Consider the following 15965-nt stretch of genomic DNA (forward strand, 5'->3'; position numbering starts at 1 on the left):
TCGCCCGCGCGACTGACGAAGGCCCCGGAGTGATCCGGGGCCTTCGTCGTGTCCGGCCGTAACTCTGCCCGCTGCCCTGAGTGTTGCGCCGTGTGTGGCGGCGCCAGCGCGGTGCGCTGACGCGAGCGCGGGTCCAGCGCGTGGGCGCGGGTCTCTGGAGACCCGCGCCCACGCGCCTGCGGCGCGCTCACGCCGATTCCGAGCCCATGCGGCACAGCGGGTCGCGCTCACGCCGACGCACCGCGCTGGCGACGGGTCGCCTGCCAGCGCACCGCGCTGACGGAGGGTGCGGCGCGGTCACGTCGGCGCACCGCGCTGACAGCGACCAGCTGGGCGCCCGAGTCAACGGAACGCGCGTTGCAGTCCCGCGCGTTCGAGCTTCGCGGCGAGCCGGCTCGGATGGACGAGGTCCTCCCAGGTGGCGCGGACGACCGTGTAGCCGAGCGCGCGCAGCCGATCCTCCCGATGCTTCTCCGCCAGGACGATGTCGGCCACGTCCCGTCCTTGCGTGAACTCCTCCCGCACATACTTCTGCCGGCCGTCGAGTTCGAGGATGATGCGCTCGTCCGGCCAGACCGCATCGACCACACCGACTGGTCCGTCCGCGTCGGAGAACGCCTGCTGGAGCACCGGCAGGGCGAAACCGAGCTGCGCGATCACGACCCGCATCTTCGATTCGCCACCGTTCGCGGCGAGGGGGTCCGCGAATTCGATCGCAAAGCGCACCTGCCGTCCTCCCCGACGGCCCGGCAGGTCTCGTGCGAGCGAGCGGAGCACCGTCTCGTCGGTGAGCTTGAGCCGGAGGGCAGCGTCGGCGACGGCGACGGCGTCCTCGAGGCGGGCGATCCGAGCGAGATCGACGACGGTCCGTGCCGGGTCCGTGACCGCGAGCCCGTACCGCATCCGTCGGGCGACGGAGCCCTGCGTCGTGTGACGGATGATGCCGGGGGCCGAACGCCCTCCGCGATCACCGCTCGTCAGCGTGTGCACCTCGGGAGGCCACGGACCCACGATCGGAAGTCCCCACAACCGCGCCGCCGAGTAGTGGCTGAACAGAGCGTCCTTGCGGAGCGCGACGGCCGCCGCATCGATCCGGACCCGGTAGCGGTCATCGGGGGACAGGGAACTCCATATCGGTTCAGGGACGTAGATGCCCTTCCGCAGACGCACCAGGTCGCCGTCGCGGTGGGCGGCGCTCACCAGGCGCTCGGCACCGACCCGACGTGCGTCGCGGACGAGGAGGAGTCCGTTCGGGCGGAGGAGCAGGTTGAGATCGAAGGATTCCATCGCCTCACCGTGCCCGTTCGCTTCCGCCGTCACCTCGTGTCGTGGAAGCGATGTGGAGAACTGCTCCCATCCAGCCTCCGGTGGAGCGAGGGTGGAGCGGCGCCCAGCGCGGTGCGCTGACGCCAGCGCGGGTCGTCGGCCTCAGCGCGGGTCGCTGTGCCGCGGGGGCGGGGATTCGGCGTGAGCGCGGGTCCAGCGCGTGAGCGCGCGCCTCCGGAGACCCGCGCTCACGCGCCAGGACCGCGCTCGCGTCAGCGCACCGCGCTGGCGAAAGGAGGAGGGAGAATGCACAACTCCTCCGTCCCCGTCTCAGGAGGCCGTCTTGGTACGACGGTGCCCCTCGGGGGAGGGAGGAGTTGTGGTTCGTTCACCGGTCGGGATCCGGTGGCTTCTGGCCCGTCGCTCGGCACGCGGCCGGGACGAGCATGTTCGAGGGTACCGAAGTACCCGCCGACCCGCGAGTGGGGATCGCCCTGATCAGTCTTCGTCCTGGCCGAGCGTGCCCAGGTAGAGGCCGATCACCTTGTCATCCGAGAGGAGCTCGCGGCCCGTCCCGGTGTAGGCGTCACGACCCTGGTCGAGCACGTACCCGCGGTCGCAGATCTGCAGACAGCGACGTGCGTTCTGCTCCACCATGATCGTGGTGACGCCGGCCTTGTTGATGTCCGAGACCCGGATGAACGCGTCGTCCTGGCGCACCGGCGACAATCCCGCGGACGGCTCGTCGAGGAGCAGCACGTGCGGATCCATCATGAGGGCCCGCGACATCGCGACCATCTGGCGCTCACCACCCGACAGTGAACCGGCGCGCTGCTTGAGCCGCTTGCCGAGTTCGCTGAAGATCCCGGTGACGAACTCGAGGCGTTCGTTGTACTGCTTCGGCTTCTGGAACAGCCCCATCTTGAGGTTGTCCTCGATGGTGAGGCTCGGGAACACGTTGTTCGTCTGCGGGACGAACCCGACGCCGCGGGCCACGAGCTTGTTCGCCCGGAGCCCCGTGATGTCCTCGCCGTTCAGCAGCACCTGTCCGCTGCGCACCTTCACCTGACCGAAGATCGCCTTCAACAGCGTCGACTTCCCCGCACCGTTCGGTCCGATGATGCCGATGAGCTCGCCCTTCCGGGCGGTCAGGTTGGCACTGTTCAGGATGTTCACGCCGGGGAGGTACCCGGCGGTCAGATCGGTGACCTCCACGACCATCTCGGCGGTCTTGACCGCAGTGCCGCCGACCGGAGCACCCTTCACGTCGCTCATTTCCGTTCCTCCTCCGGCTCGGCACCAGCCGCGAGCCGTTCGTCCTCGATCTCGGCGAGCAGCTCCTCGGCCGCAGCGCTGTCCTCTCCGGCGATCCTGCCGGTCACGACCCCGAGGTCGACGTCCTGGTGGCTCCCGAGGTAGGCGTCGATGACGGCGGGATCCTCCATGACGGTGTCTGGCGGGCCCTCGGCGACGACGCGACCCTCGGCCATGACGACCACCCAGTCGGCGATGTGCCGGACCATCTGCATGTCGTGCTCGACGAACAGCACGGTCATGCCCTCGTCCTTCAGCGCCAGGATGTGGTCGAGCAGGGACTGCGTGAGCGCCGGGTTGACGCCGGCCATCGGCTCGTCGAGCATGACGAGCTTCGGGTCGCTCATGAGCGCCCGCGCCATCTCGAGGAGCTTCCGCTGCCCACCGGAGAGGCTGGCGGCGTAGTCGTCACGCTTCGTGTCGAGCTTGAAGCGACGCAGGAGGTCCATCGCCTTGACCTCGAGGTGCTCCTCCTGCTTCCGCCAGAGCGGCTTCACGAGGCTGGAGAAGATGCCCTCCCCGGTCTGGCCGGTCGCGCCGAGCTTCATGTTCTCGAGCACCGTGAGCAGGCCGAGCGCCTTCGTCAGCTGGAAGGTCCGGACCTGACCCATGCGGGCGACCTTGAACGCCGGGACGCCCCCGAGGCTCTTGCCGTCGAAGTTCCACGTCCCGGTGTTCGGCTTGTCGAAGCCGGTCAGCAGGTTGAACAACGTGGTCTTACCGGCACCGTTCGGGCCGATGAGGGCGGTGATCGCGTTGCGGGGCACCTCGAGGTGCTCGACGTTCACCGCCTGCAGGCCGCCGAAGGTCCGGGTGACCTGGTCCGCGATGAGGATCGGGTCGACCTTCTTGACGCCCGGGACGATCTCGCCGACGTGGAGGCCGGTGGTCTTGACCGGTCGCGAGGTGGGTGAGCTGTTACTTGACAAAGGTCAGCTCCTTCTTGTTTCCGAGGATGCCTTGCGGCCTGAAGATGACGATCAGCATGAGCGCGACACCGACCAGCACGTAGCGGAGCGTCGACGCCTGCGTCGAGCTCATGAACGGCAGGACGTCCGCCTTCACGAGCGCCGGGAGGACGTTCGAGAGGAACGCCATGATCACCCAGAAGATCACCGAGCCGAGCAGCGGCCCGAAGACCGTCGCGGCTCCACCGAGGAGCAGGATCGTCCAGATGAAGAAGGTGAGACTCGTGACGTACACGCTCGGCACGACCGCGGAGGGGAGTGCCAGCACCACCCCGCCGAGTGCGCCGAAGACACCACCGACGACGAGCGCCTGCATCTTGTAGGCGAACACGTTCTTGCCGAGGGCGCGCACGGCGTCCTCATCCTCGCGGATGCCCTTCAGCACACGGCCCCACGGGCTGCGCATGAGGAGGAACACGAGGAGGGCGGCGACGGCGAGCAGCAGGATGCCGAAGATCCGAACCCACCACTGGTTCGCGTTGAGCTCCCACGGGCCGAAGCCGTAGATGCCCTCCGGGATCGGGTTCGCGGCCCGGAACCCTGCGTGGTAGTTACCGAGTCCGTCGGCCGAGTTCGTGAACTCGTCGAAGACCTGCGTGGTGAAGAGGAGTCGGACGATCTCGGCCGCCGCGATGGTGACGATGGCCAGATAGTCCGCCCGCAGTCGCAGGGTCGGGATGCCGAGGATGAAGGCGAAGACCACCGAGGCCAGACAGCCGACGATGATGCCCGCCCACCACGGGAGGTTGAAGCTCAGGATCGAGATGGCGTAGCCGTAGGCGCCGAGCGCCATGAACCCAGCCATACCGAAGTTCAACAGACCGCCGTAGCCGAAGTGCACGGCCAAGCCGAGTGCTGCGAGCGCGTACGCGATCGTCTCCGGGCTGATGACCCAAGCGAGCGTGTTCGAGAGAATGCTTCCCCAGTCCATGCGCGTGCCCCTAACCGATTCTCTCGCGACGTCCGAGGATGCCCTGCGGTCTCACGAGGAGCACCGCGATGAGCACCACGAGGGCGCCGACGTACTTGATGTCAGACGGGATCCAGAGCGTCGAGACCTCGACGAGGATGCCGATGATGAGGGCGCCGACCATGGCGCCGAAGGCGGTTCCGAGCCCGCCGAGGGTGATGGCCGCGAAGATGAGGAGGAGCAGCTGCGCTCCCATGTCCCACTTGATGCCCGGTCGGAAGTACGCCCACAGGATGCCGGAGAGGCCGGCGAGGGTCGCTGCGAGGATCCAGACGATGCGGACCACGCGGTCGACGTCGATGCCGCTGGCCGCTGCGAGGCTCGGGTTGTCCGAGATGGCTCGCGTCGCCTTGCCGGTCTTCGTCTTGATGAGCCACCAGGCCACGCCGAGGAGCACCACGACGCTGACCGCCATGCTGATCATGTCGGTGACGCTGAGCGAGACCGTGCCGAACAGCTTGATGTTCTCCTCTCCCGAACCGGGCAGCTGGAACGTGCCGCCGCCGACGAAGTAGAGGAAGACGTAGCGGAGCGCCAGCGACAGGCCGATCGAGACGATCATCACCTGCACGATGCCGACGCCCTTGCGTCTCAAGGGTCTCCAGATGCCGGCGTCGAGCGCGAAGCCGAACGCGGCACTCAACGCGAGGGCGATGATGATGGCCAACCAGATCGGCCATTGCAGGAACACCCCGAACACGAGCGCCATGATCGCGCCGAAGGTCACCATCTCCGCGTGGGCGAAGTTGCTGAGTCCGGTGGTGCCGAACACCAGGGAGGCTCCGATGGCAGCCAGGGCCAGCATGAGCCCGAAGTTCAGGCCGTTGACGAGTCGTTCTGCGAGTTGATCCCAGAAGCTGACGGTGACGCGGACGCCCTCGCCGAGGAAGAAGTTCACGGACTTCGATTGGGTGAGGCCGAACTCGGCCTCGATGGTCGAGCCGCCCTCGGCGACGATGACGCCCTTCGGGAGGGTCTCCTCGTCGAGCGTTACCTTGTACGTACCTTTCTCGGGGACGCCGATCTTCCACTTGCCGTCGGCGTCGGTGTCGACATCGGCCTTGTAGCCGTTGCCGTCGACCGTGATGTTCACGCCTTCGAGTGGTTTGTCGTCGTACTTGACGTTCCCAGCGAAGTAGAAGTCGTACTCCTCGCCCACCTCGTCAGCATGAGCCGGGACGGCGCTCATGACGGACGTGAGGGTGATGGCCCCGAACAACAGGGCGATGAGGAGCACGAATCTCCGTGCCAGTCTCGGGTTTCGGGTCGTTCCAGCGAACTTCACTGCACCTCCAGTGCCGGGCCACTTCCGTGGACCGTTCTCCTGCGTCGGACAACGCTGTTCGACGATAGAACCTGATTATTGCCTACATGTTTCGCCCGTGCGTATTTCTCCGCATCGATTTGTCGGGATCGTGGAATAGGGGTAGGCCCTGCTCGGTTACGATGGTGATACCGGCAGGTCTGCGTTTCTCCGGTGTGTTCGTGGCTATGAGAGGGATAAATGGACCAGCCTGATCCGTTCGGATTCGTAGGACTCACGTATGACGATGTGCTGCTGCTGCCCGGGCACACCGACGTCATCCCGAGCGAGGCGGAGACCTCGTCCCGCCTGACGAAGCGGATCACCGTGAACACGCCGCTGCTGTCGAGCGCGATGGACACCGTGACCGAGGCCCGCATGGCGATCGCGATGGCTCGCGAGGGCGGCATCGGCATCCTGCACCGCAACCTGTCGATCTCCGACCAGGCCGAACAGGTCGACCGCGTGAAGCGGAGCGAGTCGGGCATGATCACGAACCCGATCACCACCACGGCCGACGCCACCGTCGCCGAGGTCGACGAGCTGTGTGGCCAGTTCCGCATCTCGGGCCTCCCGGTCGTCGACGACAAGGGTGTGCTCGTCGGCATCATCACGAACCGCGACATGCGCTTCGTGTCGCCGTTCGAGAAGGCCACGACCCGCGTCAGCGAGGTCATGACGAGCACCGGTCTCGTGACCGCTCCCGTCGGCACCGACCGCAACGCGGTGATGGCGCTCCTCGCGCAGCACCGCATCGAGAAGCTGCCCCTCGTCGACGAGGCGGGCAAGCTCAAGGGCCTCATCACCGTCAAGGACTTCGACAAGAGCGAGAAGTACCCGCTGGCCACGAAGGACGACACGGGTCGTCTGCGGGTCGGTGCGGCCATCGGCTTCTTCGGCGACGCCTGGTCCCGTGCGGGCCAGCTGCTCGACGCCGGCGTCGACGTCATCGTGGTAGACACTGCCAACGGTGAGAGTGCCGGCGTGCTCGACATCATCCGCAAGCTCAAGGCCGACCCGGCGTTCGCCGGTGTCGACGTCATCGGCGGCAACGTCGCGACCCGCTCCGGCGCGCAGGCCCTCATCGAGGCCGGTGCTGACGCGATCAAGGTCGGCGTCGGTCCGGGTTCCATCTGCACCACGCGCGTCGTCGCCGGTGTCGGTGTCCCGCAGGTCACGGCCGTCTACGAGGCGTCGCTCGCGGCGCGCGAGGCGAACGTCCCGGTCATCGCCGACGGCGGTCTGCAGTACTCGGGCGACATCGCGAAGGCACTCGTCGCGGGTGCCGACACCGTCATGCTCGGCTCGCTCCTCGCCGGCACCGACGAGAGCCCCGGCGACCTCGTGTTCGTGGGCGGCAAGCAGTTCAAGAACTACCGCGGTATGGGATCGCTCGGAGCCATGCAGACGCGTGGCGAGAAGACCTCGTACTCGAAGGACCGCTACTTCCAGGCCGACGTGCCGAGCGACGACAAGCTGATCCCCGAGGGCATCGAGGGCCAGGTGCCCTACCGCGGCCCGGTGTCGGCCGTCGCGTACCAGCTCATCGGCGGGCTGCGTCAGTCCATGTTCTACGTCGGCGCGCGCAACATCGGCGAGCTGAAGGCCAAGGGCAAGTTCGTCCGCATCACCTCGGCGGGCCTCAAGGAGTCGCACCCGCACGACGTGCAGATCGTCGTCGAGGCGCCGAACTACCGCAAGTAGGCACCCGCACGAACACCGACGGTCCGGCAGGCTTCCGCCTGCCGGACCGTCGCGTATCAGGTCAGCGCTCCAGTCGGTGATCGATACGTCTCAGCACGGCCCACGCCGCGATGGTGACCAGCGCCAAGACGGTCGCGCCCAGGACAGCGGCCGCGACATCGAGACGGTTGATCACGGCGATGATCGCGAACGTCGCAGCTCCGAAGAAGATGCTCGTCCACATGATTCGAGGAATACGAGAGTGTCTCTCCCGACGTCCCTCCCGCCGAGTGAGGGGTCGCCGAACGCTTCCAGACCGATCACCCATGTGATCCTCTCTTCACCGTTCACATCCGCTCCAGGCAGCGAAGTGATCCTCATGTATATCACTCGGGCCACTGGGTGTGAGCCTTGGACACGGTCCACGTGCGACCTGACCGGTAGGCTGGTGCGGTGAGCATGGATATTGAGATCGGCCGGTCAAAGCGCGCACGGCGCGCCTACGCGTTCGACGACATCGCCGTCGTCCCGTCGCGGCGGACCCGCGACCCACAGGACGTCTCGGTGTCCTGGTCGATCGACGCCTACCAGTTCGAGATCCCGGTGCTCGCAGCACCGATGGACTCCGTCGTCTCGCCGACGACCGCGATCATGATGGGCCAGCTCGGCGGCGTCGGCGTCCTCGACCTCGAGGGCCTCTGGACGCGGTACGAAGACCCTGAGCCGCTGCTCGCCGAGATTCGGTCGTTGCCGGTCGGCCGCGCGACCGCGCGCATGCAGGAGATCTACTCGGAGCCCATCAAGCCCGAACTCGTCACGGCCCGGCTCGCCGAGATCCGCGCGGCCGGAGTAACCGTCGCCGCCGCCCTCTCGCCGCAGCGCACGCAGGAGCTCTACGAGACGGTCGTCGCCGCAGGGGTCGACCTCTTCGTCATCCGCGGCACCACCGTGTCCGCCGAGCACGTCTCCAAGAACCAGGAGCCGCTCAACCTCAAGAAGTTCATCTACGAGCTCGACGTCCCCGTGATCGTCGGCGGCGCGGCCACCTACACCGCGGCCCTGCACCTCATGCGGACCGGGGCGGCCGGTGTGCTCGTCGGCTTCGGCGGCGGTGCCGCCTCCACCACGAGGGCCTCGCTCGGCATCCACGCCCCGATGGCGACCGCCGTGGCCGACGTCGCCGGTGCGCGTCGCGACTACCTCGACGAGTCCGGCGGCCGCTACGTGCACGTCATCGCCGACGGCGGTCTCGGGACCTCGGGCGACATCGTCAAGGCCGTCGCGATGGGTGCCGACGCCGTCATGCTCGGGACCGCGTTGGCCCGCGCCACCGACGCACCAGGCGGGGGCTGGCACTGGGGTGCCGAGGCGCACCACCTGCACCTGCCGCGCGGTCGTCGGGTCGAGGTCGGCACCGTCGCGACCCTCGAGGAGATCCTCTACGGCCCGTCGCCGAAGTCGGACGGCACGGCGAACCTCATCGGCGCGCTCCGTCGCTCGATGGCGACGACCGGCTACTCCGACCTCAAGGAGTTCCAGCGGGTCGAGGTCGTCGTCGCGCCGTACCAGGGCGCTTAGCCCTGCCGGAAGCGAGTCGCTTCCGCAAGCGGTTGTCGGGTCGCATCGCGCCGACTAGCCTCTGAGGCAGAGCCTCGTGGACGAGCACCTGCCTCCGGCAGGATCATCGCGAGGGCGGTTCCAGCGAGCGGAGTTCGACGATGGCCACCACCCACAACAACGTGTCACGTTCCACCAAGCTGGGGATGGAGGAGCGCGACGCCGCGATCGAAGCGTTGAAGTCGAAAGAGCTCGACATCCTGGTCGTCGGTGGTGGCATCGTGGGCACCGGTGCTGCGCTCGACGCCGTCACGCGCGGTCTGAGCACCGGTCTGCTCGAGGCACGCGACTGGGCGAGCGGCACCTCGAGCCGGTCCTCGAAGCTCGTGCACGGGGGTATCCGCTACCTCGAACAACTCGACTTCCGACTCGTCCGGGAGGCGCTCATCGAGCGCGGGTTGCTGCTGCAGCGCATCGCGCCGCACCTCGTGAAGCCGGTCCGGTTCCTGTACCCGCTCAACAAGCCGGTCTTCGAACGCCTCTACATCGGCGCCGGCATGCTGCTCTACGACCTCTTCAGCTGGAGCGGTGGCCGTCCGCCCGGCGTCCCGCACCACCGGCACCTGTCCAAGCGTCAGGTCCTGACCTCGATCCCGAGCCTCAAGTCGGACGCGTTCGTCGGCGGACTCACCTACTACGACGCCCAGGTCGACGACGCCCGGTACGTCTCGTCACTCGCGCGGACGGCGTCGGCCTACGGCGCGCACGTCGCGAGCCGCGTGCGGGTCGAGGGGTTCGTCAAGGTCGGACAGCGCGTCGTGGGCGTCAAGGCGCACGACCTGCAGACCGACGAGCGCTTCGAGATCCGTGCCAAGCAGGTCGTCAACGCGACCGGGGTGTGGACCGACGACACGCAGTCGATGGTGGGGGAGCGGGGCCAGTTCAAGGTCCGCGCGTCGAAGGGCATCCACCTCGTCGTCCCGCGCGATCGCTTCCAGTCGAACATGGGTCTCCTGCTGCGCACGGAGAAGAGCGTCCTCTTCGTCATCCCCTGGGGCCGGCACTGGCTCATCGGCACGACGGACACGGACTGGCACCTCGACAAGGCGCACCCGGCGGCGACCGCGGCCGACATCGACTACCTGCTCGACCACGTCAACACGATCCTCGCCGTGCCGCTGACCCGAGAGGACGTCGAGGGCGTCTACGCCGGCCTCCGTCCGCTGCTGGCCGGCGAATCGGAGCAGACGTCGAAGCTCTCTCGCGAGCACCTGGTCGCGCACTCCGTGCCCGGTCTCGTGGTCATCGCCGGCGGCAAGTGGACCACCTACCGGGTCATGGCGAAGGACGCGATCGACGCCGCGGTGGACGCACTCGACGGCAAGATCCCGGCCAGTGCGACGGAGAACATCGCCCTCCTCGGAGCCGAGGGGTACCAGGCGGCCTGGAACAAGCGTGGCAAGATCGCGCGGGCCTTCGGGGTGCACACTGCTCGCATCGAGCACCTGCTGAATCGCTACGGCGTGCTGACGGACGAACTGCTCGACCTCATCAAGGAGGACCCGACGCTCGCCGAGGCGCTGCCGGGGGCGGACGACTACATCGGGGCGGAAGTCGTCTACGCGGCCTCCCACGAGGGTGCCCTCCACCTCGACGACGTCCTCGCCCGTCGGACGCGTATCTCCATCGAGGCCTGGGACCGCGGTGTCTCGGCGGCCCCGGTCGCGGCGAAGCTCATGGGTGGAGTCCTGGGGTGGGACGAGGAGCGCATCGAGAAGGAGGTCTCCTACTACCTCACGCGCGTCGCAGCGGAGCGGGCATCGCAGGAGCAGCCGAACGACGAGGCCGCCGACCGCGTGCGCCTGGAGGCACCGGACATCGTCCCAGGGGCCTGAACCGGCGGTGATCGCCCGCAGCGCAACGGCTGCGGGCGCCTCGGGCGAGCGGGCCAGGTGTGGCGGATAGACTAGGAGGACTGCCACAACAAGCCTGAGGAGTACAGCCATGGTGGATGTTCGGCGGGTCAAACTTCCCGGGGTCGGTGTGCTCCACACCTTCGTCACGGACGACGGCGGCAAGGTCGGCGTCATCGCCCACCGGTCCGGCCACAGCGACCTCATCACCTTCGCCGACCACGAGGACGGTGCCGATGCCGGCAAGGTGTCGCTCCGGCTCAACGAGGACGAGGCGCACACGCTGGCCGAACTCCTCGGTGGCACGCAGATCACCGAGTCGCTCAGCGCGCTCGACCAGATCCCCGGACTCAGCATCGACTGGTTCACCGTCGACTACGAAGACCACATCGCCGGGCAGCCGCTCGGCAACCCCGCCGAGAAGGGCATGGTCGGGCTGACCGTCGTCGCCGTCGTGCGCGGCGACTCCGCCAACCCGGCCCCTGCTGCGGACTTCCGGGTCTTCCCGGGAGACACCCTCGTCGTCGCGGGCAGTCCCGAGAAGGTCGCCAAGGCCTTCGCCTACTTCCGTTCGGGCGCCGTCAAGAAGGTCGCCGTCGACGCTCCGCCCGGAGGGTAGGCATGCTGCACGCCGCGACCGACAACCCCCACCTCGGCCAGGATCTGCTCATCCTCGGCGTCCTGTTCGTCATCGCCTACATCCTCGGCCGCCTCGGCAAGCTGATCGGCCTCCCGTCGATCCCCGTCTACATGCTCGTCGGCCTGCTCGCGAGTCCGTACACGGGCTGGTTCCCGCTCGACTTCGCCAGCGCGCAGATCGAACTCATCGCCGTCTTCGGCCTCGTGCTCCTGCTGTTCAACCTCGGCCTGGAGTTCGATCAGGACGAGTTCTTCGGCAACGCCGGAAAGCTCATCGTCTCCGGCGGCTCCTACATCCTCGTCAACATGGCCGCCGGGCTCGTGTTCGGGTTCCTGGTCGGGTGGGGCACACGGGAGGCGCTTATCATCGCCGGCATCACGGCGACGAGCTCGAGCGCGATCGTCACGAAGCTCCTCATCGAGCTCAAACGGCTGACGAACGACGAGACGCCCATGATCCTGGGCGTCACCGTGGTGGAGGACATCTTCATCGCCATCTACCTCGCGATCGTCGGTGTCGTGCTGAGCGGCGAGACGGAGGTCTGGCCCGTCATCGGGAAACTCGCGATCGCCTTCACGTTCATCCTCGTGATGTTCGCGATCGCCCGATTCGGCGGACGGTTCGTGTCGCGGCTGTTCCGCACCAAGGACGACGAGCTCTTCACGATCCTGTTCTTCGGCCTCGCGGTCGCGTTCGGCGGCATCGGCGAGCTCCTGGGAGTCACCGACGCGATCGGCGCGTTCCTCATCGGCCTGGTCCTCGGTGCCACCCGGTTCCGCAACAAGATCGAGCAGATCGCGATCCCGCTCCGCGACGTGTTCGGTGCGTTCTTCTTCCTGAACTTCGGGCTCGCGCTCGACGCGACGAAGTTCGGCAGCGTCCTCGTCCCGGTGCTCCTCGCCGTCCTCATGACGGTGGTCCTCAACGTCCTGGCCGGTCAGTTCGTCGCCTGGCTCAACGGACTCGGGCCGCAAGCTGGGATCAACGCCGCGGTCATCCTGCAGAATCGCGGCGAGTTCGCCCTCATCCTCGCGACGCTCTCGCTGAGCGCGGGGCTCAATCCGCTCATCCAGCCGTTCGCCGGGCTCTACGTGCTCATCATGGCCGTGATGGGCCCGATCGTCGCCGGTCGCTCCGAGCAGATCGGCGCCGTCATCCTGCGTCCGCGTCGCCGGAAGGCGCGCCGAGCTGAGCAGGTCGACACGACAGCGGAGGAGGCCATAGCGCTCGTCGAGGGTGCAGGCGACGACCAGGACACGACGCCCGCCGACACCGATCAGGCGGCCATCGACCGACTCGTCGAACAGGCGATGAACGACCAGGAACCACCAGCACGAAAGCGAGAGCCCGATTACTAGCACCGCCCCGTCGGCACCAGGCCCCGACAACCACGGACAGGTCCGTCCGACGCTCCGCTCCGTCATGCTGCGTCCCCGGTGGATCGGCGTCCTCGTCCTCTGTCTCGCCGTCGCGGGCGCGTTCGCCGCGCTCGGGCAGTGGCAGCTCGCACGCGCCATCGAATCCGGGCAGGTGGTGCCGACCGAGACCGAGTCGGTCAGGCCGCTCGCCGACGTCCTCGAACCGGGTGTGGGGATCCGAGAGGCAGACGCCGGTCAGCGGGTGAGCGTGTCGGGAACCTGGGTGCCGGAGGACTACCTCGTGGTGGGGAACCGGGTGAACGACGGCACGCTCGGGTACTGGGTGACGGGCCACCTCGCGACGGACCGCCCTGACCAGGCCGGCCTCGCGGTCGCGCTCGGCTGGACGAAGGACCGCGAGACCGCCGACCGCGTCGCCGAGGCGTTGAACGCTGACGCCCCCACCGGTGCCGTCGAGCTCGAAGGGCGGCTGAACCCGCCGGAGGGCCCGGAGGAGCCGGCAGCGGACGCCGCACCGACCGACCTCGACAACATGTCGGTCGCCGCACTGCTCAACCGCTGGAACGACGCCGACGGCCTGCGGGTGTTCAGCGCGTTCGTCGTGGACGACGTCGCCGCCGAGGGACTCGAGCCCATCTCGTCGCCCGCGCCCAGCCAGGAGATCCAGCTCAACTGGTTGAACATCTTCTACGCGGCCGAGTGGGTCGTCTTCGCGTGCTTCGCCGTGTTCCTCTGGTTCCGGCTCGCCAAGGACGCCTGGGAGCGCGAGATCGAGGAGCTCGAGGACGCCGAGGAGGAGGCCGCAGCGCTCCGTCCGTGATGTCCGGTCGCCTGGCGGCCACGGGTAAGATGGGGGCATGCCCCTCCAGCCGAAACCGTCGACGTTTCCCGCGATCCGAGGCGCGCTGAAGTTCTACCAGGTGGCCGCCCCCATCACCGGTGTGCTGCTCCTGTCGCTCTGCGCCGAGATGCTCATGAAGTACGCGTTCGGCCTCGAGCTCGAGCTCGGCGGTGCTTACGGCTTCCTCGCCTTCGTGCCCTCCGGCACCGCCACCGCGGTCAACCTCAGCACGGGCATCCTCATCATCCACGGCTGGTTCTACGTCGTGTACCTGTTCGCCGCGTTCCGGCTCTGGAGCCTCATGCGGTGGAACGTCCTGCGTCTGCTCTGGCTCGCGCTCGGCGGCATCATCCCGTTCCTGTCCTTCTTCTTCGAGAGCCGCATCCCGCGGGAAGTGAAGGGCTACCTCTCCGGCCGCGAAGCAGCAGCGGCCGCCGAACCCGTGGAGTCCATGCAGTGAGTGAAACCACCCCCGCCGCCGCAGCGGAGCAGACCGCCGCCCGACCGGTCCTCGTCGTCGACTTCGGTGCGCAGTACGCGCAGCTGATCGCGCGTCGCGTCCGCGAAGCCGGCGTGTACTCCGAGATCGTGCCGCACACCGTGTCCGCCGCCGAGGTCGCCGCCAAGAACCCCGTCGGGATCGTCTTGTCCGGTGGTCCGTCCAGCGTGTACGAGCCGGGCGCTCCGTCGCTCGACGAGGGCATCCTCGAGCTCGGCGTCCCGACCTTCGGCATCTGCTACGGCTTCCAGGTCATGGCCAAGCAGCTCGGTGGAGAGGTCGCGCACACCGGTCTCCGGGAGTACGGCGCCACCGACGCGACCAGCGTCGTCGACGTCCCTGGCACCCTCCTGCACGGCGTCCCGACCGAGCAGAACGTCTGGATGAGCCACGGCGATTCCGTCTCCAAGGCCCCCGAGGGCTTCGAGGTCCTCGCCTCGACCGCCTCGACCCCGGTCGCCGCCTTCGCGAACGCGGAACGTGGCCTCTACGGCGTCCAGTGGCACCCCGAGGTCAAGCACTCCGCTTACGGCCAGCAGGTGCTCGAGAACTTCCTCCACCGGGCGGCCGGCATCCCGGCCGACTGGAACAGCGGCAACGTCATCGCCGAACAGGTCGACCGCATCCGCGCCCAGGTGGGCGACGCCAAGGTCATCTGCGGACTTTCCGGCGGTGTCGACTCGGCCGTCGCCGCGGCGCTCGTGCACAAGGCAGTCGGCGACCAGCTCGTCTGCATCTTCGTCGACCACGGCCTGCTCCGGAAGGACGAGCGACGTCAGGTCGAGGAGGACTTCGTCGCCTCGACCGGTGTCCGGCTGGTCACGGTCGACGCCCGCGAGCAGTTCCTGTCGGCGCTCGCCGGCGTCAGCGACCCGGAGCAGAAGCGCAAGATCATCGGCCGCGAGTTCATCCGGTCCTTCGAACAGGCCGAGATCGACCTCGTCAAGGAGGCCCAGAGCGAGGGTGAGCCCATCCGCTTCCTCGTCCAGGGCACGCTGTACCCCGACGTCGTCGAGTCCGGCGGCGGATCCGGTACGGCCAACATCAAGAGCCACCACAACGTCGGCGGCCTGCCGGAAGACCTCCAGTTCGAACTCGTCGAGCCCCTGCGCACCCTGTTCAAGGACGAGGTCCGGGCGATCGGCCGCGAGCTGGGCCTCCCGGAGGAGATCGTCGGCCGTCAGCCGTTCCCCGGTCCCGGACTCGGTATCCGCATCGTCGGTGAGGTCACGGCCGAGCGTCTCGACCTCCTCCGCGACGCCGACGCGATCGTCCGCGAGGAACTGACCGCGGCCGGGCTCGACCAGGAGATCTGGCAGTGCCCCGTGGTCCTGCTGGCGGACGTCCGTTCCGTGGGCGTGCAGGGCGACGGCCGCACCTACGGTCACCCGATCGTGCTGCGACCGGTCTCGTCTGAAGACGCCATGACCGCCGACTGGACCCGCCTGCCGTACGACGTCCTCGCGCGCATCAGCAACCGCATCACCAACGAGGTGAAGGACGTCAACCGCGTCGTGCTCGACGTCACGTCCAAGCCACCGGGGACCATCGAGTGGGAGTGATCGCTCCCTGAGTCATCGGAAGGCCGTCCCGTTCGCGGGGCGGCCTTCCGTCGTCCGCGCCCTTCGACAG

14 protein-coding genes are annotated in these 15965 nt (G+C 68.0%); 8 read left to right on the forward strand and 6 right to left on the reverse strand.

From position 1 onward, the window contains the following. Window positions 1-342: 342 nt before the first annotated feature. From ACLIME_RS01055 to ACLIME_RS01075, 5 genes are all read right to left on the reverse strand, one after another. Entirely contained in the window at window positions 343-1287 is a 945-nt protein-coding gene (locus ACLIME_RS01055; protein ID WP_192004679.1) for a hypothetical protein, read from the reverse strand. Between the two features lie 477 nt (window positions 1288-1764). Then, entirely contained in the window at window positions 1765-2541 is a 777-nt protein-coding gene (locus ACLIME_RS01060; RefSeq protein ID WP_064296669.1) for an ABC transporter ATP-binding protein, read from the reverse strand. Next, entirely contained in the window at window positions 2538-3509 is a 972-nt protein-coding gene (locus tag ACLIME_RS01065; protein WP_411558010.1) for an ABC transporter ATP-binding protein, read from the reverse strand. Before ACLIME_RS01065 ends, ACLIME_RS01060 begins: the two co-directional genes overlap by 4 nt. Then, the gene (locus tag ACLIME_RS01070) at window positions 3499-4479 is read right to left on the reverse strand and encodes a branched-chain amino acid ABC transporter permease (protein WP_124768833.1); all 981 of its coding nucleotides are present in this window, start codon (window positions 4477-4479) and stop codon (window positions 3499-3501) included. Before ACLIME_RS01070 ends, ACLIME_RS01065 begins: the two co-directional genes overlap by 11 nt. A gap of 10 nt (window positions 4480-4489) precedes the next feature. Then, complete coding sequence (locus ACLIME_RS01075; protein ID WP_079706237.1) at window positions 4490-5707, reverse strand: branched-chain amino acid ABC transporter permease; 1218 nt, start codon at window positions 5705-5707, stop codon at window positions 4490-4492. Window positions 5708-6022: 315 nt separating this feature from the next. On the opposite strand from ACLIME_RS01075, the gene guaB reads away from it, so the two are divergent. Beyond that, window positions 6023-7525: an IMP dehydrogenase gene (guaB, locus tag ACLIME_RS01080; RefSeq protein ID WP_079705279.1), complete on the forward strand. Its 1503-nt coding sequence runs from the start codon at window positions 6023-6025 to the stop codon at window positions 7523-7525. 61 nt (window positions 7526-7586) lie between these two features. Here guaB and ACLIME_RS01085 read toward each other — a convergent pair whose 3' ends face one another. Further along, window positions 7587-7748 (reverse strand): hypothetical protein, encoded by a 162-nt coding sequence (locus ACLIME_RS01085; RefSeq protein WP_411558011.1) that lies wholly within the window; start codon window positions 7746-7748, stop codon window positions 7587-7589. 215 nt (window positions 7749-7963) lie between these two features. Between ACLIME_RS01085 and ACLIME_RS01090 the strand changes: the two genes are divergently transcribed. The 7 genes from ACLIME_RS01090 to guaA all read left to right on the forward strand — a co-directional run bounded on the left by ACLIME_RS01090 (window position 7964) and on the right by guaA (window position 15895). Then, window positions 7964-9082 carry a GuaB3 family IMP dehydrogenase-related protein gene (locus ACLIME_RS01090; RefSeq protein WP_064296664.1) on the forward strand — a complete coding sequence of 373 codons (1119 nt, stop codon included), beginning with the start codon at window positions 7964-7966 and terminating at the stop codon, window positions 9080-9082. Window positions 9083-9222: 140 nt separating this feature from the next. Then, window positions 9223-10956, forward strand: coding sequence for a glycerol-3-phosphate dehydrogenase/oxidase (locus tag ACLIME_RS01095; protein ID WP_191940639.1), 1734 nt, complete (start codon window positions 9223-9225; stop codon window positions 10954-10956). 109 nt (window positions 10957-11065) lie between these two features. Further along, complete coding sequence (locus ACLIME_RS01100; RefSeq protein ID WP_056008027.1) at window positions 11066-11593, forward strand: cation:proton antiporter regulatory subunit; 528 nt, start codon at window positions 11066-11068, stop codon at window positions 11591-11593. 2 nt (window positions 11594-11595) lie between these two features. Further along, on the forward strand, window positions 11596-12972 hold the full coding sequence (locus ACLIME_RS01105; RefSeq protein ID WP_079705280.1) for a cation:proton antiporter: 1377 nt from the start codon (window positions 11596-11598) through the stop codon (window positions 12970-12972). A 64-nt stretch (window positions 12973-13036) separates the two neighbouring features. After that, a complete protein-coding gene (locus tag ACLIME_RS01110; RefSeq protein ID WP_079705281.1) occupies window positions 13037-13813 on the forward strand; it encodes an SURF1 family protein in 777 nt (258 codons plus the stop codon). A 37-nt stretch (window positions 13814-13850) separates the two neighbouring features. Beyond that, a complete protein-coding gene (locus ACLIME_RS01115) occupies window positions 13851-14294 on the forward strand; it encodes a DUF3817 domain-containing protein (protein ID WP_056778703.1) in 444 nt (147 codons plus the stop codon). Next, the gene (guaA, locus tag ACLIME_RS01120) at window positions 14291-15895 is read left to right on the forward strand and encodes a glutamine-hydrolyzing GMP synthase (protein WP_124768837.1); all 1605 of its coding nucleotides are present in this window, start codon (window positions 14291-14293) and stop codon (window positions 15893-15895) included. The genes ACLIME_RS01115 and guaA overlap by 4 nt, the downstream gene beginning before the upstream one ends. Window positions 15896-15965 lie beyond the last annotated feature (70 nt).

Origin of the sequence: Plantibacter sp. MPB07, assembly GCF_046619465.1 — a bacterium.
Classification (GTDB): domain Bacteria; phylum Actinomycetota; class Actinomycetes; order Actinomycetales; family Microbacteriaceae; genus Plantibacter; species Plantibacter auratus.